Raw genomic sequence first — 17,751 nt, 5'->3', positions numbered from 1 at the left:
ATGAGCACTTCCGCCGATATCCGCATCCCCGCCGAGCTGCTGCCGCAGGATGGACGGTTCGGCGCGGGTCCCTCCAAGATCCGTCCGGAGCAGCTGGACGCTCTCAAGAGTGCAGGTAGCGCACTGCTCGGAACCTCTCACCGTCAGGCCCCCGTAAAGAACCTGGTCGGATCGGTGCGGTCCGGCCTGATGGATTTCTTCGGCGCTCCTGAGGGCTACGAGGTTGTCCTCGGTGTCGGCGGATCCACTGCATTCTGGGATGTCGCCTCGTTCGGCCTCGTCGAATCCCGCGCACAGCACCTCTCCTTCGGTGAGTTCGGGTCCAAATTCGCTGCGGCAACGTCCAAGGCACCCTTCCTCGGGGAGTCCACAGTGATCACCTCCGAGCCCGGTTCACGACCGGCTCCCACCGCCGAGTCCGGCGTCGACTTCTACGCCTGGCCACAGAATGAGACCTCCACCGGTGTGGCGGCGCCCGTTGAACGCGTGAGCGGAGCAGACGACGGCGCGCTCGTTGCCATCGACGCGACCTCCGCGGCAGGCGGGCTTGCGGTGGACGTCTCCCAGGCAGACGTCTACTACTTCGCTCCGCAGAAGAACTTCGCGTCCGACGGCGGTCTCTGGCTTGGCCTGTTCTCCCCCGCAGCGCTGGAACGGGCAGCTGCAATCAAGGCATCGGGTCGCTGGATCCCAGATTTCCTCGACCTCCAGACAGCCATTGACAATTCGCGGCTCAATCAGACGTACAACACCCCGTCGCTTGCCACTCTTGTCACGCTGAACGCGCAGATCGAATGGCTCAACGGCAACGGCGGCCTCGACTTCGCCGCGAAGCGCACCGCCGATTCCGCGGGCCGCGTATACAGCTGGGCAGACGCCTCCGCCGTTGCCACCCCGTTTGTGCAGAATCCGGACCACCGTTCCAACGTCATCGCCACCGTCGACTTCGATGACACCGTTGACGCCTCAGCTGTGGCGAAGACCCTGCGGGCGAACGGGATTGTCGACGTCGAGCCGTACCGGAAGCTAGGCCGCAACCAGCTGCGCATCGCAACCTTCGTGGCGATCGAGCCCGCCGACGTGTCGGCGTTGCTGCAGTGCATCGACTACGTGGTGGAACGCTCCTAGCCGTTCCGCTCCGCCGTGTTTCGCGCCGTGGCGGCCAGGGTCAACCTGAGCCGCCGTGGGGCGGAGTGAACCAGCCGCACGGTGACGTGGTGAGACCGCCACACCCAGACCAGCCCGGCAATAGCGGCGATGAAGCCTGACACGGCGGCCACCACAAGCCCCCACCGTGGACCGAAGGCGTTGGTCACCCACCCCACAATGGGCGCCCCAATGGGCGTTCCGCCGAGGAAAATCGCAAAGTACAGAGCCATCACCCGCCCGCGCATCTCCTGCACGGTAGTCGTCTGAACGTACGCGTTGGCGCTGGTCATCAGGGTGAGCGCGAAGAGCCCCACAGGGACCAGCGCGACGCCGAAGAGCCAGACGGTGGGCGCGAGCGCCGCCAGCATGCACGCCAGACCGAACGCTCCCGCCGCCCCGAAGACGAATCTGAGGCGCGGCCGTTCCCGCCGCGCGGAGAGCAGGGCGCCGGCCACCGAACCGACCGCCATGATCGAGGACAGCGTGCCGAAGATTCCGGCGCCTGTGTTGAACTCGGTGCGCGCCATTGCGGCGATGTACACCGCGAAGTTTAGGCCGAAGGTCCCGACGACGAAGATCGCGAACATCACCATCATGAGGTCCGGGCGCTGCCGCACGTAGCGAAACCCCGCCCGGATTTTGCCGCGTCCGGGCGCGGAGCGGTTGAGGACGCGCAGTTCACTTCGGCGGATGGTTCCAAGGACAAAGATCATCGCGCCGAACGTCACGGCGTTGATCAGGAACACCCAGCCCGGGCCGACGGCGACCGTGAGCAGTCCGGCGATGGCGGGCCCGAACATCCGTGCACCGTTGAAGGAAGCACTGTTGAGGGCTACGGCGTTGGGCAGGTATTCGTCGCGCACCAATTCGGAGACGAAGGCCTGGCGGGCGGGAGCGTCAATTGCGGAGACAAGACCCAGTGCGAGCGCGAACGCGTAGACATGCCAGAGTTCCGCCAACCCAAGCACCACGAGGATACCGAGGCCGACGCCGAGCACCGCCATGGCGCTCTGTGTTCCGATCAGCAACTTGCGGCGATCGACTGAATCAGCGATCAGCCCTGCCCACGGGGCGATGAAGAGCTGGGGACCCAACTGCAGGGCCATGACGATTCCCATCGCCGCGGCGTCCTGGTCCGTAAGGATGTCGTAGACCAGCCAGTCCTGGGCGGTGCGCTGCATCCACGTACCCACATTGGAGATGAGTGCACCGATGAACCAGAGCCGGTAGTTGTGGATGTGCAGGGATCGGAACATGCCCATCAGGCAAGGCTCCTTCCTGCGGTTCTTTCCACCCTAGGCAACCGGGGAGTCGTCTCCGGGGGTGCTTGGGTCTTCATCCGGGGCGTGCTCGTCCGCGGCTTCGCCGTCAACGGTGACGTCGGTACTCGGAACCGGCGCGGCGTCCTCCTCGGTTCCAACGTTGTCGGGGGTGTCCTCCGGGCGCACGCGTTCGGACCACGGAACCCAGTCCGGAGCCAGGAGCGCTTCTTCCGAGGGCAGCAGGCCTACTTCGCAGATGGTCACGTCCTTGCCGCGGGGAATCCTCGCGAGGGTGGCGAACCAGTGCCAGCCCACGTAGCCGGGAACATTCGCGACGAAACGATGCGTGACCAGTCGCTCGGCTTCGGGGAAAGCGCCCAGGTGCTCCCCCACTGGAGTGTCCCCTGCAATTTCGAGCACACCGTTGCGCGCGGTCTCCACCGCCGCAGCCAGCACAGCATCCGGCTTGGACGGCTTCCGGATGGGCCTGCGCTTGGCCGCGGGAACAGCGGGGACTGCCGGGACCGCTGATTCAGCTGGTCCTGCTTCCGCTGTTTCCGTCGACGCCGGGGATTCAGTCATGGGACTTAAACGTCCAGGTCATCCGCGACGGCGCGCAGCACTGCGGCAACCTTTGCGGAGTGAGATTTGTCGGGGTACCGGCCGCGACGCAGTCCGTTGGAGACATCATCCAGCAAACGGATCAGGTCTTCGGTGATCACGGCCATGTCTTCCGCCTTCTTGCGCGTTGCCTTGGCAACGGAGGGCTGCGCGTCAAGAATGCGTGCGGACAGCGCCTGGAGGCCCTTGCGTCCGTCCGCGACGCCGAACTCCAGCCGGGCGCCTACCTTGACCTCGGTCACTCCGGCGGGGAGTGCCGAGGCATGCAGGAAGACTTCCTTGCCGTCATCCGTCGCCAGAAAGCCGAAACCCTTCTCAGAGTCGAACCACTTGACCTTGCCGATAGGCACGTAATTACCTCGTTCTCGAACTGCTTGGCGTATACCGGCCGTGCTTCGCAACGGTGATCGATCGCAATCGAGAAGTTGCCAGTCAGCCAAGGCACACGCAGGGAAAAAGTCTGCCTTAGTAGGATACCCGGCACCGGAGCGCGGAATGGGCGGGGAGCGCCCTTGTACGCTAGGAGCATCATGACGCACAATCCTCCCTCTGTTCCGGCGAACGACGGCGCCGGCCCTGTCCGCGGTTCCGGACGGACCCAGCGTGCGCGGCTTGTCCTGCTGATTGCCGCCGTTGTTCTTGCAGTTATTGGCCTCCTTTCCCTTGTGGTGGTGCTCCTGTCCGCCTGGGCGGGAGCGGACCCGTGGCCGGGCTTCATGACGGCGGCCTACTTCTGCCTCCCGCTCGGCTTCCTGCTGATGATCGTCAACGTGGTTGTCAGCGTCATCTCGCGCGGCCGCAGCTGAAGTCCCTCGAACGTGCAGGCTCGCCGCTGAGTCACCAGGATGCCGTAACGGCGTCGCCACGCGGTGCGAGTAACGTTAATGTGGTGTCCGCCATCCGTGCCCTCGCCGAGGATCTGGCCTCCCGTAGTGACGCCGAACTCCGAAAGCTCATGGCCGCACGCCCGGATGTGGTGCTCCCTCCCGTACCGGATTTCGCGGCCCTCGCGGCACGCGCCTCAACGCGGGTTAGCGTGCAGCGGGCACTCGAAGGGCTGAGTTCCCCGCAACTGATGGTGCTTGAGGCGGTGGTCCTCAGCACGGACCTCGATGCTCCCACCGGAAGCACGGCGGCAAGCCTGAAGGCGGCGATCGCTTCCATGAGCGCCAAGACCCTTGAGCCGTATCTCACCCAACTGCAGGAGCTGGCGCTCCTGAGAGTCGGACCAGTGGTGAAGAGCCGCAGGTCCTACTTCCCGCTGGAGACCCTGCACGAGGCGCTCGGACCCTATCCCGCCGGTCTGGGACGTCCGCTGGCAACACTGGCTCAGCAATACCCGGAGTACGGCGAGCGCATCAGATCCGGAGTTGAATCCCTGCGCGCCGCGGGCATCCCGCTTCCTGCAGGCCCGCCCGCGTCCACGGCGGATCCGGCAAAAGACCTCGCAGTGATACTCAGGCAATCCTGGGATGCGGTGCTGGACCTTGCGCCGGATAAAACGCGGGAGCTCCTGCAGAAGCTCGCGGCTTCTCCCGTCGGTTCGGCAAAAGCCGGTGCACCGGGCGCCGCATCCCCGCTCGAGTGGCTGCTTGGGAGTGGCTTGCTCATCCGCCTCGACGCCAACCATGTGGAACTGCCCCGGGAGGTCGGAATAGCGGCGCGCGGCGGCCTGGTGATTCCGTCCCTGCCGGTTTCGCCGCCGGTTCCCCAGCTGACCTCCGTACGCTCCACCCTTCGGGACAACGCCGCCTTCGGTGCGATCGCGGAGACCCTTCGGCTTATCACCGAGCTTCTGACCTCTGTGCAGTCAGAGCCCATCGCAACCCTCCGCACCGGCGGAGTAGGCGTCCGCGAGATCCGGCGGCTCGCTGATACCCTCCGGATTGACCGTGAACAAGTGGCATGGCTGCTCGAGCTGGCGGCGCTGGCCCGGCTCATCGTGCTGGATCCGGACAGTTCGCGGTGGATGGTCACGGCCGACGGCTTCTGGCACCTGTCGGAACGCCACGAACAGTGGCTGCGCCTGGCGCGTGCCTGGCTCGACGCCGAACGCGCCCCCTCACTGGTGGGCGGGCAGCTGCCCGCCGGCAGTACCGTCAATGCCCTGTCCTCGGAGGCGACGCGCACGGATGCGCCTGCTGTCCGCCGTCGTACGCTGTCAGCTGCGTTAGCGCTGTCAACGGAAGCCGGGCACGACGCCGGCCGCACGTGCGTCCTCGACGCTCCTTCCCTGATCGAGCGCCTCACCTGGCAGCAACCTCGCCTGCGGCGGCGCTTCACACGGCTGGTTCCGGGCATGGTCGAGGAGATGGGGCATCTGGGCCTGCTGGGCTCCGGTGCCCTGACCGAGTTGGGAGGAGCGGTCGCCGAGGAACGGTTCGACGACGCCGTCGCGGTCCTTCGCGATGCGCTGCCGGAACCGCTCACACACTTCATGCTGCAGGCCGACCTGACGGCCGTGGCGCCGGGCTACCTCGAACCACACGTGGCACAAGAGCTGGCCCTGCTCGCTTCCGCCGAAGGGCAGGGCCCGGCAACCGTGTACCGTTTTTCCGCCCAGTCCGTGCGCCGGGCGCTCGACGACGGCCAGGACGCCGCGGGCATCCTCTCCTTCCTCCAGAAGCACTCAGCCACTGACGTTCCGCAACCGCTGCGCTACCTCATTGAGGACACCGCCTCACGTTATGGTTCGCTGCGCGTCGGCCCCGCCTCCAGTTATGTGCGCAGCGACGACGACGCCGCGCTCACCGCGCTCCTCTCGGATCCGGCGGCCGCGGCGCTGGGACTCGTCCGCCTTGCGCCGACAGTGGTGACGGCACAGGCCACGCCGACAGAACTCGCGACCGCGCTTCGTGAGCTCGGTTACTCTCCCGCGCTGGAGGGAGGAACTGCGCAGAGGCCTGCCTCCCGGGCGGCAGGCGGCTCCGCGCCGGCGTCGTCCGCGGTGCGAACCAACCCGTGGGTACTCACGGAAGGGGACGTCGAAGCGCAGATGAAGGTACTGCGCGGCGGCGCGCGGCCGGGCCCGGGAGCAGGAGCGGAAAGCGAAGCGATGATCGGTCTGGAGACGCTGCGAACGGCTATCCGGACCAAGCAGGCCGTCCGGATGGGCTTTGCGGACAGCTCCGGGAATTCCACCCGTCAGGTCTTTGTTCCACTGTCGGTTCATGCCGGGCGCGTACGGGTCTTCGACCCGGAGAAGGAAACCGAGCGCGTGATCTCCGTGCACCGGATTATGGATGTGGAAACTGTGGAAGGGGCTTCAACGGATGCCTGATGGCCCGCTTATTGTCCAGAGCGACAAGACGATCCTGCTGGAGGTCGATCACGAGCAGGCCACCGAGGCCCGGCATGCCATTGCCGCTTTCGCGGAGCTGGAGCGGGCGCCCGAACATATGCACAGCTACCGGCTCACGCCGCTCGGCCTGTGGAATGCCCGGGCTGCCGGGCTGGACGCCGAGCAGGTGCTGGACACACTGCTGAAGTACTCACGCTTCCCGGTGCCGCATGCCCTCCTCGTCGACATCGAGGAGACCATGTCGCGGTACGGGCGTCTCCGCCTGGAGAAGGACGCGCAGCACGGCCTCGTGCTGCGCACCAATGACTACCCTGTCCTCGAGGAAGTACTGCACGCGAAGAAGATCGAGCCCCTCCTCGGTCCGCGTATCGACGGTGAGACGGTGGTGGTGCATTCCTCGCAGCGTGGGCAGCTGAAACAGCTCCTTCTCAAGCTGGGATGGCCAGCGGAGGATTTCGCGGGCTACGTTGACGGGACGCCGCATCCCATCGTGCTGAATGAGGACGGTTGGGCCCTGCGCCCCTATCAGAAGGTGGCTACGGAGAACTTCTGGGCGGGCGGCTCGGGCGTCGTCGTGCTGCCCTGCGGCGCGGGGAAGACGCTCGTCGGCGCGGCTGCCATGGCCACGAGCTCCACCACCACGCTCATCCTCGTGACCAACACCGTCTCCGCCCGGCAGTGGAAGGACGAGCTGCTCAAGCGGACATCGCTGACGGAGGACGAGATCGGTGAGTACTCCGGATCCGTCAAGGAAGTCCGGCCGGTCACGATCGCCACCTACCAGGTCCTGACCCTGCGCCGCGGCGGGCTCTACCCACACCTCGAACTGCTCGACGCGAACGACTGGGGCCTCATCGTCTATGACGAGGTGCACCTGCTTCCCGCCCCCATTTTCCGCATGACCGCCGACCTGCAGGCCCGCCGGCGCCTTGGCCTCACCGCGACCCTGGTACGCGAGGACGGCCGCGAGGGCGAGGTGTTCTCCCTCATTGGGCCGAAGCGCTACGACGCACCGTGGAAGGACATCGAGGCTCAGGGCTACATAGCACCCGCGGACTGCGTCGAGGTTCGCGTGGACCTGCCCCGCGATGAGAGGGTTGCGTACGCAATGGCCGACGACGGCGACAAATACCGCCTCTGCGCCACCTCCGAGACAAAGACCTCAGTGGTGGAGAGGCTGGTCGCCTCCCACAAGGGCGAGCAGCTCCTGGTCATCGGTCAGTACATCGACCAGCTCGACGAGCTCGGTGCGCGGCTGGACGCTCCGATCATCAAGGGCGAAACGTCGGTGAAGGAGCGCCAGCGGCTGTTCAGTGCCTTCCGCTCCGGGGAACTGCACACCCTGGTGGTATCGAAGGTGGCCAACTTCTCGATCGACCTGCCGGAGGCCTCAGTGGCTATCCAGGTATCGGGCTCGTTCGGATCCCGCCAGGAGGAGGCCCAGCGCCTGGGCCGGCTGCTGCGCCCCAAGGGTGACGGCCGGGCAGCGCGGTTCTACACCGTCGTCGCTCGCGACACGCTGGACCAGGACTTCGCCGCCAAACGGCAGCGCTTCCTGGCGGAGCAGGGCTACGCCTACACGATCATGGACGCGGCAGACATACCGAAGGGCTGACCTCGTTCGCTTTCGGGAAACATCCAGAAAACTCCCAGCAACTGGGAGCAGACTGGGAATCGTGAACAAATCAGGACCTGAAGCCAAGCTGCTTGTAGTTGACGACGAGCCGAACATCCGGGAACTGCTTTCCACCTCGCTGCGGTTCGCGGGATTCGACGTGGTCGCCGCCGCGAACGGGCGCGAGGCCCTCGCCGCTGCCGAGACCCATAACCCCGACCTCGCCGTGCTCGACGTGATGCTGCCGGACATGGACGGCTTCACCGTCACCCGTCGGCTCCGCGCCGCCGGGCGACACTTCCCCGTGGTCTTCCTGACCGCACGTGATGACACCGATGACAAGGTCACCGGCCTCACCGTGGGCGGCGATGACTACGTCACCAAACCCTTCAGCCTGGACGAGGTGGTCGCCCGCATCCGCGCGGTCCTCCGACGCACGCAGCCTCACGACGACGACGGCGCAGTCATCCGCGTCGATGACCTTGAACTGGACGATGACGCCCACGAGGTGCGCCGCGGCGGCCAGGTCATCGACCTCTCCCCCACCGAGTTCAAGCTCCTGCGATACCTGATGATGAATCCCAACCGCGTGCTCTCGAAGGCGCAGATCCTCGACCATGTGTGGGAATACGATTTCAACGGGGACGCCTCCATCGTTGAGTCCTACATCTCCTACCTGCGGCGCAAGATCGACAAGAACCCGGACGCCCCGGCGCTCATCCAGACCAAGCGCGGGGTCGGTTACCTACTGCGCACCGCTGACAAGCGCTAGCAATCCGCTCCGTACCCGCTGTGATTCGTCGTTGGAAATCTGCCTCACTCCGCACGCAGCTGATTGCCATCATGACCCTGCTCATGGTGTTCACCGTTGCCATCACGGGCATCGTGACAATGTCACTCCTGAGGAACAGCTTGGTCATTCAAATGGACCAGGACATCGAAGCTAACGCCCAGTCGGTGACCAACAGCATCGGCGCCATGGGCAGCGACACCAGCCAGAACCTGTTCCGCTTCTACGGCGTATGGCTCGATGCTGACGGTGACACAGTCCGCTCCACCCACCCCTCCGGCCTTTCAGAGGTTCCCGCACTTCCTCGCCTTGACCGGGAGGATGTTGAGAGACTCGACCAGAAGGGCTTCACCGTTCCCGGGAGCAGGAATGAGAGCGAGTGGCGCGTGATTGTCTTCCCGCTGGTCGAGGACGACAGCTCCGTTGCTGTTGCCACCCCGATGTCCACAGTGAACGACACCGTCTCCGAGGCGGGCCGCATCATCTTCACGGTCGGACTCTTTTCGATCGCCGCGGCCTCGATCGTCGCCTACCTCGCTGTCACCCGGCAGTTCCGACCGCTCAGCCGGGTGGAACGAACGGCGGCCGCAATCGCCGGCGGAGACCTTTCACGGCGCGTCGAAGTTGAGCGCCCCGCCACGGAAGTGGGTAGGCTCTCCCGCTCCCTCAACGCGATGCTCGCTCATATCGAGTCGGCATTCGCCGCCAGGATGGAATCTGAGCGGAAGATGCGCCGTTTCGTTGCGGACGCCTCGCATGAACTGCGCACGCCTCTGGTCACCATCCGCGGGTTCTCGGAGCTTTACCGCCACGGTGCCCTCCAGAATGACGACGACGTCAAGGCCGCCATGGGTCGCATTGAAAGTGAAGCCAAGCGCATGGGGCAGCTGGTCGAGGACCTGCTGACCCTGGCGCGCATCGATGAGCAGCGGCCGCTGGAGTCCCAGCCCCTTGATCTGCTCGTGCTGGGAAACGACGCCGCCATGGACGCGCGCGCCATCGCACCTGAGCGGACCATCAGGGTGATAGGGCTCGACGGCGGGTCCGCCCGGCATGCCCCGACGGTCGGCGACGAGGCCCGTCTACGCCAGGTCGTCGGGAACCTGATGACCAATGCGCTGCGCTATACGCCCGAAGGATCATCGATCGAGGTTGCGGTCGGCGTCGCTCCGGTCATCCACGGCAGGAGCGATTCCGTGCTTGAGGTTCGCGACCACGGCCCCGGAATCTCCGAGGAAGATGCCGCACGCGTTTTTGAGCGCTTCTACCGGGCGGATTCTTCGCGCTACCGGGAAACCGGCGGCACGGGTCTGGGCCTCGCGATTGTCGCCGCCCTCGTTGCACAGCACGACGGAAGCGTGCGGCTCGAAGAGACTCCCGGGGGTGGAGCAACCCTGTCGATCAGACTGCCGCTCGACGCCGAGAGCGTTCCTCCGGCGGACGACTGATTCTTCGGGCGCGACTTCAGTGCTTCTGTAGTACCGCAGGCCTTTCCTCCACAGCCAGCCGGGCGGGTGCTGGTTACCCACATTCGGCTTCTTCCGGCTCCGCCGGCCTGCCCCCGCGCTCTAGCGTCAGGAGCGCAAGGGCATCCCGTTAGGAGAAAACACAGGAGGAACAGGTGACCTATTTCAACGTCAACACGGATTCATTGGCGGCCAAGAGTGCAGATGTGCAGAACACTATTGCGCGGCTTCAGGCGGAGGTGAACGCCATGCAGTCGGGCCTGCGGTCCCTTGAGTCGGAGTGGCAGGGCCAGGCATCGCAGAACTTCCAGCAGCTGGTGACGGACTGGCGTGCTACCCAGGCCAGGGTTGAGGAGTCGTTGACCAGCATCAACCAGGCGCTCGGCGTGGCAACAGAGCAGTACACGCAGGCTGAGCTCAGCAACGCCCGCATGTTCATGCACTAGCCCCTTCAGCAACCTGAAAGGCAGAAGGCCGCTCACCCGTGAGGGGTGAACGGCCTTCTGCCTGTCTTTGCGCTTTGGAGCGGCCGGTGAGGCGGGAGGCTTAGAAGCCGCCCATACCGCCCATGCCGCCCATCTCGTCGCCGCCGCCTGCGGGAGCTGCCTTCTCAGGCTTGTCCGCGACAACAGCTTCGGTGGTGAGGAACAGACCCGCGATGGAGGCAGCGTTCTGCAAAGCAGAGCGGGTAACCTTCACAGGGTCGTTCACACCGGCAGCCAGGAGGTCCTCGTAGTCGCCGGTTGCGGCGTTGAGGCCGTGGCCTGCGGGCAGTCCGCGAACCTTCTCGATAACGACGCCGGGCTCGAGGCCTGCGTTGAAAGCGATCTGCTTGAGGGGGGCGTCGATGGCGATGCGAACGATGTTTGCACCGGTTGCCTCGTCCCCTTCCAGGTTGAGGTTGGCGAATGCCTTGGCGCCGGCCTGAATCAGGGCCACACCACCACCGGCTACGATGCCTTCTTCAACAGCAGCCTTCGCGTTGCGTACGGCGTCCTCGATGCGGTGCTTGCGTTCCTTGAGCTCAACCTCGGTTGCTGCGCCCGCCTTGATGACTGCAACGCCACCGGCCAGCTTGGCCAGGCGCTCCTGCAGCTTCTCGCGGTCGTAGTCGGAATCGGAGTTCTCGATCTCGGCGCGGATTTGTGCAACGCGACCGGCGATTTCCTCGGCATTGCCTGCACCCTCGACGATTGTGGTCTCGTCCTTGGTGACAACAACCTTGCGTGCCTGACCCAGGAGGTCCAGTGTGGCGCTCTCCAGCTTGAGGCCAACTTCTTCGGCGATGACCTGGCCACCGGTGAGGATAGCGATGTCAGCCAACTGGGCCTTGCGGCGGTCGCCGAAGCCCGGAGCCTTGACGGCAACGGACTTGAAGGTGCCGCGGATCTTGTTGACCACGAGGGTAGCCAGTGCTTCACCCTCAATGTCTTCAGCGATGATCAGCAGCGGCTTACCGGACTGCATGACCTTCTCGAGGACAGCAACGAGGTCCTTGACGTTGGAGATCTTCGAGTTGACGATCAGGATATAGGGGTCTTCGAGGACCGTCTCCTGGCGCTCTGCGTCAGTGACGAAGTAGCCGGAGATGTAGCCCTTGTCGAAGCGCATACCCTCGGTGAGCTCAAGCTCGAGGCCGAAGGTGTTCGACTCCTCGACGGTGATGACGCCTTCCTTGCCAACCTTGTCGAGGGCTTCGGCAATGAGGTCACCGATCTGCTGGTCACCGGCGGAGATCGAAGCCGTGGCTGCGATCTCTTCCTTCGTCTCGATTTCCTTGGCGGAAGCGAGGAGCTCGGCGGTGACGGCGTCAACTGCCTTCTCGATGCCGCGCTTGAGGCTCAGCGGGTCAGCACCGGCGGCTACGTTGCGCAGGCCTTCCTTGACGAGTGCCTGGGCGAGGACGGTGGCGGTGGTGGTTCCGTCACCTGCGACGTCGTCAGTCTTCTTGGCAACTTCCTTGACCAGCTCGGCGCCGATCTTCTCGAACGGATCGTCGAGTTCGATTTCCTTGGCGATGGATACACCATCGTTGGTGATCGTGGGAGCGCCCCACTTCTTCTCAAGGACAACGTTGCGACCGCGGGGGCCCAGCGTAACCTTGACTGCGTCAGCGAGGGTGTTCAACCCGCGCTCGAGGCCGCGGCGTGCCTCTTCATCAAAAGAAATGATCTTGGCCATAACGGCGTAGGTCCTTTCGGGACGGTCATGCGTATGCTGCTACCGGTCTGTGATGCCCGCGACGGACGAGCAGATCCGGGAAGATCTCTGTACCTCCCGAACCGGCCCTCAACACAGAGGTTGCCTGGTTCACTCATGGGGCGGCGCCTTAGCAGTCGTCGCACCTGAGTGCTAACTCAATAATTAGCACTCACACCCCGCGAGTGCAAGCTGTTTCACCTGAGAGAAAACAACGACGACGGCGCGCCGCCCCTAACAGGGAGAAGCGCGCCGTCGTCGTTCGGGTACTGTGTGGGTCGGCTCAGGATGCGAGGCGCACCGCCTCAGCCTGCGGCCCCTTCTGTCCTTCACCGATCTCGAATTCAACCCGCTGGCCCTCGTCGAGTGCGCGGTAGCCCTCCATCTCGATTGCCGACCAGTGCACGAAGACATCCGCCCCGTCTTCATCGACGGTGATGAAGCCATATCCCTTTTCAGCGTTGAACCATTTCACGGTTCCCTGCGCCATGTTGTTCTCCCACTATGTAGATCCCCGCTTAGCTGGTGGTGGCGGGGCTGAGATACATCTAATCCCAGAACATCTGACCGGTGATGCAGAACACAATGAATGTTATTGATCCTTAACCGGATGCCTACTGGAAACCCGGACCAACCACCACGGTGATATTGCCGAACCCGGCATCGCCCTGCACTATGCCGATTCCCAGGGTGCCCGCAAGCGCCTCAGCCGTGGCGCGCTGTTCTTCGCCGTTGTAGAAGACGACCGACCCCTGCAGCTGCTGACCGGACCAGTTGCCGATCTGGGTCACGTTCCAGCCGTCGCCCTGCAGGCGTCCAGCCGCGGTGCTCGCCAGCCCGGCGACCGTCGTTGCGTTCAGTACGGCGACCGGCTGCTCGCGATCGACGACACCCTCCGATTCAGTCTCTTCCGCGGTCGGCTCTCCTTCCGGGGTGGGTTCAGTGCTGGGAGACCCGAAGTCCGTCGGCGTCGGCTCCGCGCTCGGAGACCCGAAGTCCGTGGGCGTCGGCTCCGCACTGGAATCTTCGTCTGACCTCTCGCTCGCTGCATCCTCGGCCGAAACAGACGGCTCCGGGGCGGAACTGCTGGTCTCGGAAGTCGCCGCGCTGACCTGTCCGATACCCAGGCGCGGGAAAAGGAAATACGCGGCCAACCCAACCGCCAACACCAGGAGCCCTGCGACAATCTTCAAGGCCAGGCCGCTTGACTTAGGCGGCACCCGGCGCTCACGGTGGACTCCCTGCCGAGCGGCGGATTCTGGGACCCGGTCGAATTCGTCGCGGGGATATTGGGTCATGTGGCGGTGGATCCTTGGCTCGAGAGTGGCGTGAGTGCTAGACGTCAACGCCAAGACGGCGCGCAGAACGGGCTCGTTGGCGGGTTGTACGTAGTCTACGCAATCTCTTCACGAGCATCGGATCGTGAGCAAGGGCGGCCTCGGTATCGATGAGAGCGTTGAGAATCTGGTAGTAGTGCGTGGCGGAGAGATCGAACATCTCCCGAATAGCCTGCTCCTTGGCGCCCGAATACTTCCACCACTGCCTCTCGAGCTCAAGCATGCGCTGTTCGCGCTCACCGAGACCGGGTACCCGGGCTTCTGTGGAGCCTTCACGATTCGTCTGCGCTACCGGGCCCTGCATCCCCACGACGCACCGTCCAATCCACCGTTTCCGCGCGATCTACTTCGTCCATGGTAGTGCCGAATCACACCGTTGTCATTTGTACAGGCTGTAGAGGCCGCGTGCCGAAACCGGTCAAGATGGAGCCATGAACGACGACGGCGCCCCCACCCTGCCCTTCCCGCCGGTGCCCGGGGCGGCTCTGCCGTTCGCAGCTCCGGCAACGCTCCACGACGTCATGGCAACGGATTGGGCTGAGGCTCTGAGACCGGTCCAGCCGCAGGTTCACGAACTGGCCCGGGCGTTGGCACTCGAACAGCGGAATGGAGTTCAGGTGCTGCCGGGCCCGAACCACATCCTGCGGACCTTCACCTATCCACTGAGCCATGTGAAGGTCATCATCGTGGGCCAGGATCCCTATCCCACGCCCGGCCACTCAGTTGGGCTCGCGTTCTCAGTGACCCGTCAGACCAAGTTGCCGCGCAGTCTCGTGAATATCTACAAGGAACTCGCCGCGGACCTTGAGGCCCCGGCTCCAACCCACGGTGATCTATCCGGCTGGGCAGACGAGGGAGTCTTCCTGCTCAACCGGGTTCTCACTGTGCGCGCGGGAGAAACAGGATCCCACCGAAAGCTGGGCTGGAACGCCGTCACTGACGCCGCGGTCCGGGCGCTGGTTGCGCGCGACCAGCCGCTCGTAGCCATCCTCTGGGGCCGCGAGGCCGCACAGCTCAAACCGCTGCTCGGCTCCACGCCGCTCATTGAGTCCGCCCACCCAAGCCCGCTGTCCGCTTCCCGCGGCTTCTTTGGTTCCCGGCCCTTCAGCCGTGCGAACGTGCTCCTCGCGCAACAGGGCGCCGAACCTGTGAACTGGCTGCGCAGCTAGTCACAGTCAGCGGCGGCGGTTGCGACGCCGTTCATTGCTGCTCAGATTCTTGGTCAAGGGCCGTGCCAGATTGTCACCGAGGACCACGCCTCCGGCAATGGCGAGGATGATCGTGAGTGCGTTGAACAACCCGATAGCACCGGCGCCGGACAGGTCAGTTTCGATCGTGAGGTCATACATCGACCGGAAGATTGTGAGTCCCGGGTAGAGAAACATCACGGCAGGCACCGCGACCACAAGCTGCGGAGCGCCCATCCGAAGGGCAACCACTCTGGCAAGCATGCCGATCAGCACAGCCGCTATGGCCGGTGCCAGCCTGTAGCCGACGCCGAGACTGACAACCAGCGAGTAGAGCAGGAACCCTGCCGTTGCGATGAGCGAGGTAGGGACAACGAGTGACATGTCCGTCTGCTCGGCGACACAGATCATCGCGACCGCTATGAAGACGAGTACCGCAACCACAGGCAACGGATACAGCGAACCATCCGACGACGTCACATCGAGTTCCGGGATGCCGATGAGGTTTCCCAGCACAAGCGCCACGGAGATGCCGGACACGAGGCCCGCGAAAACAAAGAAAGCGGAAAGGAACCGACCTGCTGCGGTGACTGGAAAGCCGTTGATAGCGTCCTGGGTAGCGGAGACCAGCCGTCCTGTCGGCAGCAGCAGCAGGATGCCGCCGACCACTACCAGGGCTGGCGAGATCGGCGCATTCAGCCACCACATCAGCATCGCGATCAGCGTGACCAGCGCCGCCGATGTCGCCGTCGCGAAGAACTCGGGCACCCTCCAGCGCCCCAACTGCCGTGAGAACAGGTCGACGCCGATGCAGCTTGCGAACGAGATGAGGGATCCCAGCGGACCGCCGCCGATGAAGGCGACGATCGCCGCCGCGAAGACGCCGAAAGCGGCCGTTACCATCCAGCGCGGGAACGGCTTGGGTCGGTGGGTGATCTCGTCCAGCCGCCGGATCGCTTCGGAACGGTCGACGCCGCCGTCGACGATATCCGTCACCAGCTGATGGACACGCGTCAGCCCGGCATAGTTGTTGGTCCAGGACCGCACCACCCGGAGGACGGTGGTGGGCGTCTGGTCCTTGGCTGAGTAGTTCAGCACAACCGACTGATTGGTGATGTCCACTTCGATGTTGTCGAGTCCGAACGCGGCGGTCACGGCAATGATGCTCGTCTCCACCTCGAGCGCTCCTGCGCCGTACCGGAACATCGTCTCTGCGAGGCTGAGGGCGAAATCGAGCGTGCGGCGGGCGCCGACGTCGGGCCCGCCCGCCTGAATGGTGGGGTTCGCGTAGGGGCTGCCTGCGAGCCGCTCGACGAGGTTCATTGCCTGGGTAGGCGGCGCCTCTCCCTGGACCAGGCGTCGCAACATCTTGCGGGCCGCGAGCTGCGAACGGTCAGGACGCGCGTTCTGCGGGGTGATCGGCAGAGCGTGGGTCGGATTTGCAGGGGGCTGGGCGGGAGCACCGGCTTTCCTTGCAATCTTCGACTTGGCCTTTCCCGGCGTTACCGGAGGCCTCACAACGGGCAGCTGTTCGGCCACCGGAGAGGGGTTGGTATCCGGGCTCCGGCGCTTGCTGGCACCGGTCTTGTCTGCCACTTCTTATGCACCTTTCATGACGCGAGCTCGCTTCGCGCCCGGGTTTTATTGCGATTTAGTAGAACGGTTGATGTGTGCGCCGCCAGTAGATCTGACGCATGACCCGCTCGCCCAGCTTCTGCCATGCACGGTACTTCATGGGGCTGAGTACCAGGTCATAGCAGCCCACGAAGTCCGTGACGGACTTCGTGAAACTCGTCTTGAAGAGGCCGAGCCCGTGGTGCTGGTGGCTTTTGTCCTTCAGCTGATCGCTTGGCGGCGTTCCACAGAAGTCGTATTCAACAATATTGTGCTCGGTCTTGAGGTCATTGATCGCCTTCCACTGCAGGAGATGTGAATCTCCGTACTGCGAGCGCCCCGGTTTGGAGCCGCCATCCTTGTACGTGCCCTTGCGGCCGTAGTTGATCACGAATGCGCCGACCGAGGGTTCGCCGGCCTCATGTACGAAGTACAGGCGGCCCTGCCCTGCGGAGACAAAGTTCGACCAGAAGCGCCGGTAGTACTCGAACGAGCGGAGGCGTGCCGCTGACCTGTCCTCGATGTGTGCCATGAGGCGGTACATCGTCCGGAAGTTTTCGTCCGTGGGTTCCATCTGCTGGACAGTAACACCTTCGCGCTCGGCACGCCGGACAGCATTGCGGCCGCGGGAATGCAGGTTGCGCAGCAGCTGATTGGGTTCCGGAGTGGTATCGAGGATGGCGGTGTGGTCGTTCGGCTGCAGGTTGAAGGACTTGACGAGGCCTGCGCGGCGGAAGAGTAAGCGGACGTTCTCGTTGTCCACGATGTCGGGCTCAATTTTTACTGCGAAGACCGACAAGCTGGAGTTCCGGACGAACTCTTTGCAGGCGTCCAGCACTGCCGGAACGTCTTCGGGAGCAGCGACATCGGGGCCTTTGATCAGGTACCAGAGGCTTCCGAGCAGCGGAACTTCCTTCTCGAGGACGAGGTTGTACGTGTTGTATTCCGCGGATTCAAAGACAAGGAACAGCGGTTTCCAGCCATGGTGGGACTTCACCTCGGCAAAAGCGGCAGACTGCAGCAGATTGCCGCCGTTGGGGTTGGTTAGGACCAGGGAATCCCAGTTCTTGCGTTCTTCCTCAGTGGCAAATCGCGCAGTAAACGTACCCATGGTCCTCAATCACAAACTGGTCGGCAGGCGTCGATTCAGTGTAGCCGTTTGTCCCCAGGGAGCTGACTGCGCCCTATACCGCTGGGGAAGAGGATGGAT

The 17,751-nt window shown here is 64.3% G+C and carries 17 protein-coding genes; 8 read left to right on the top strand and 9 right to left on the bottom strand.

Annotated features, from left to right (window positions below; all coding sequences use genetic code 11):
• A complete protein-coding gene (serC, locus tag AC4D2M_RS12020) occupies positions 1-1,128 on the top strand; it encodes a phosphoserine transaminase (RefSeq protein WP_490892116.1) in 1,128 nt (375 codons plus the stop codon).
• Here the strand turns inward: serC and AC4D2M_RS12015 are convergent.
• The 3 genes from AC4D2M_RS12015 to AC4D2M_RS12005 are packed head-to-tail and all read right to left on the bottom strand — an operon-like array spanning position 1,125 to position 3,382.
• Entirely contained in the window at positions 1,125-2,411 is a 1,287-nt protein-coding gene (locus tag AC4D2M_RS12015) for an MFS transporter (RefSeq protein ID WP_490892115.1), read from the bottom strand. The genes serC and AC4D2M_RS12015 overlap by 4 nt on opposite strands.
• A 33-nt stretch (positions 2,412-2,444) precedes the next feature.
• Positions 2,445-2,993 (bottom strand): DUF3027 domain-containing protein, encoded by a 549-nt coding sequence (locus AC4D2M_RS12010; RefSeq protein WP_490892114.1) that lies wholly within the window; start codon positions 2,991-2,993, stop codon positions 2,445-2,447.
• Between the two features lie 5 nt (positions 2,994-2,998).
• Complete coding sequence (locus AC4D2M_RS12005) at positions 2,999-3,382, bottom strand: cold-shock protein (RefSeq protein ID WP_309070157.1); 384 nt, start codon at positions 3,380-3,382, stop codon at positions 2,999-3,001.
• Positions 3,383-3,562: 180 nt separating this feature from the next.
• Here AC4D2M_RS12005 and AC4D2M_RS12000 point away from each other — a divergent pair, with 180 nt between their 5' ends.
• From AC4D2M_RS12000 to AC4D2M_RS11975, 6 genes are all read left to right on the top strand, one after another.
• Entirely contained in the window at positions 3,563-3,838 is a 276-nt protein-coding gene (locus AC4D2M_RS12000) for a hypothetical protein (protein ID WP_490892113.1), read from the top strand.
• An 83-nt stretch (positions 3,839-3,921) separates the two neighbouring features.
• A complete protein-coding gene (locus AC4D2M_RS11995; RefSeq protein WP_490892112.1) occupies positions 3,922-6,312 on the top strand; it encodes a helicase-associated domain-containing protein in 2,391 nt (796 codons plus the stop codon).
• Positions 6,305-7,948 carry a DNA repair helicase XPB gene (locus AC4D2M_RS11990; RefSeq protein WP_490892111.1) on the top strand — a complete coding sequence of 548 codons (1,644 nt, stop codon included), beginning with the start codon at positions 6,305-6,307 and terminating at the stop codon, positions 7,946-7,948. Before AC4D2M_RS11995 ends, AC4D2M_RS11990 begins: the two co-directional genes overlap by 8 nt.
• Before the next feature lie 61 nt (positions 7,949-8,009).
• On the top strand, positions 8,010-8,720 hold the full coding sequence (locus AC4D2M_RS11985) for a response regulator transcription factor (protein WP_490892110.1): 711 nt from the start codon (positions 8,010-8,012) through the stop codon (positions 8,718-8,720).
• 71 nt (positions 8,721-8,791) lie between these two features.
• Complete coding sequence (locus tag AC4D2M_RS11980; protein WP_490892109.1) at positions 8,792-10,186, top strand: sensor histidine kinase; 1,395 nt, start codon at positions 8,792-8,794, stop codon at positions 10,184-10,186.
• Between the two features lie 173 nt (positions 10,187-10,359).
• Entirely contained in the window at positions 10,360-10,650 is a 291-nt protein-coding gene (locus AC4D2M_RS11975) for a WXG100 family type VII secretion target (protein WP_490892108.1), read from the top strand.
• A 100-nt stretch (positions 10,651-10,750) separates the two neighbouring features.
• On the opposite strand, the gene groL is transcribed toward AC4D2M_RS11975, so the two are convergent.
• The 4 genes from groL to AC4D2M_RS11955 all read right to left on the bottom strand — a co-directional run bounded on the left by groL (position 10,751) and on the right by AC4D2M_RS11955 (position 14,044).
• Positions 10,751-12,385, bottom strand: coding sequence for a chaperonin GroEL (gene groL / locus AC4D2M_RS11970; protein WP_490892107.1), 1,635 nt, complete (start codon positions 12,383-12,385; stop codon positions 10,751-10,753).
• Between the two features lie 301 nt (positions 12,386-12,686).
• Positions 12,687-12,893, bottom strand: a complete 207-nt coding sequence (locus AC4D2M_RS11965) for a cold-shock protein (RefSeq protein ID WP_490892106.1) — start codon at positions 12,891-12,893, stop codon at positions 12,687-12,689.
• 124 nt (positions 12,894-13,017) lie between these two features.
• A complete protein-coding gene (locus AC4D2M_RS11960) occupies positions 13,018-13,701 on the bottom strand; it encodes a LytR C-terminal domain-containing protein (protein ID WP_490892105.1) in 684 nt (227 codons plus the stop codon).
• 37 nt (positions 13,702-13,738) lie between these two features.
• Positions 13,739-14,044 (bottom strand): DUF3263 domain-containing protein, encoded by a 306-nt coding sequence (locus AC4D2M_RS11955; protein WP_490892302.1) that lies wholly within the window; start codon positions 14,042-14,044, stop codon positions 13,739-13,741.
• Between the two features lie 127 nt (positions 14,045-14,171).
• On the opposite strand from AC4D2M_RS11955, the gene AC4D2M_RS11950 reads away from it, so the two are divergent.
• Entirely contained in the window at positions 14,172-14,909 is a 738-nt protein-coding gene (locus AC4D2M_RS11950) for a uracil-DNA glycosylase (RefSeq protein WP_490892104.1), read from the top strand.
• Positions 14,910-14,915: 6 nt separating this feature from the next.
• Here AC4D2M_RS11950 and AC4D2M_RS11945 read toward each other — a convergent pair whose 3' ends face one another.
• Both AC4D2M_RS11945 and AC4D2M_RS11940 read right to left on the bottom strand, forming a co-directional pair.
• Entirely contained in the window at positions 14,916-16,523 is a 1,608-nt protein-coding gene (locus AC4D2M_RS11945) for a threonine/serine exporter family protein (protein WP_490892103.1), read from the bottom strand.
• A gap of 55 nt (positions 16,524-16,578) precedes the next feature.
• Positions 16,579-17,652, bottom strand: coding sequence for a lipid II:glycine glycyltransferase FemX (locus AC4D2M_RS11940; protein WP_490892102.1), 1,074 nt, complete (start codon positions 17,650-17,652; stop codon positions 16,579-16,581).
• Positions 17,653-17,751: the final 99 nt, after the last annotated feature.

It is taken from the genome of Arthrobacter sp. TJ-270 (assembly GCF_058269075.1).
This window is presented reverse-complemented; position numbering and strand designations above follow the sequence as displayed.

Coding starts and splice junctions, on each gene's coding strand:
- AC4D2M_RS11940 (WP_490892102.1), bottom strand. CDS start 17,652: ATGGGTACGTTTACTGCGCGATTTGCCACTGAGGAAGAACGCAAGAAC.
- AC4D2M_RS11965 (WP_490892106.1), bottom strand. CDS start 12,893: ATGGCGCAGGGAACCGTGAAATGGTTCAACGCTGAAAAGGGATATGGC.
- AC4D2M_RS12015 (WP_490892115.1), bottom strand. CDS start 2,411: ATGGGCATGTTCCGATCCCTGCACATCCACAACTACCGGCTCTGGTTC.
- AC4D2M_RS12010 (WP_490892114.1), bottom strand. CDS start 2,993: ATGACTGAATCCCCGGCGTCGACGGAAACAGCGGAAGCAGGACCAGCT.
- AC4D2M_RS11980 (WP_490892109.1), top strand. CDS start 8,792: ATGACCCTGCTCATGGTGTTCACCGTTGCCATCACGGGCATCGTGACA.
- AC4D2M_RS11950 (WP_490892104.1), top strand. CDS start 14,172: ATGAACGACGACGGCGCCCCCACCCTGCCCTTCCCGCCGGTGCCCGGG.
- AC4D2M_RS12000 (WP_490892113.1), top strand. CDS start 3,563: ATGACGCACAATCCTCCCTCTGTTCCGGCGAACGACGGCGCCGGCCCT.
- AC4D2M_RS11960 (WP_490892105.1), bottom strand. CDS start 13,701: ATGACCCAATATCCCCGCGACGAATTCGACCGGGTCCCAGAATCCGCC.
- groL (WP_490892107.1), bottom strand. CDS start 12,385: ATGGCCAAGATCATTTCTTTTGATGAAGAGGCACGCCGCGGCCTCGAG.
- AC4D2M_RS11955 (WP_490892302.1), bottom strand. CDS start 14,044: ATGCAGGGCCCGGTAGCGCAGACGAATCGTGAAGGCTCCACAGAAGCC.
- AC4D2M_RS11990 (WP_490892111.1), top strand. CDS start 6,305: ATGCCTGATGGCCCGCTTATTGTCCAGAGCGACAAGACGATCCTGCTG.
- serC (WP_490892116.1), top strand. CDS start 1: ATGAGCACTTCCGCCGATATCCGCATCCCCGCCGAGCTGCTGCCGCAG.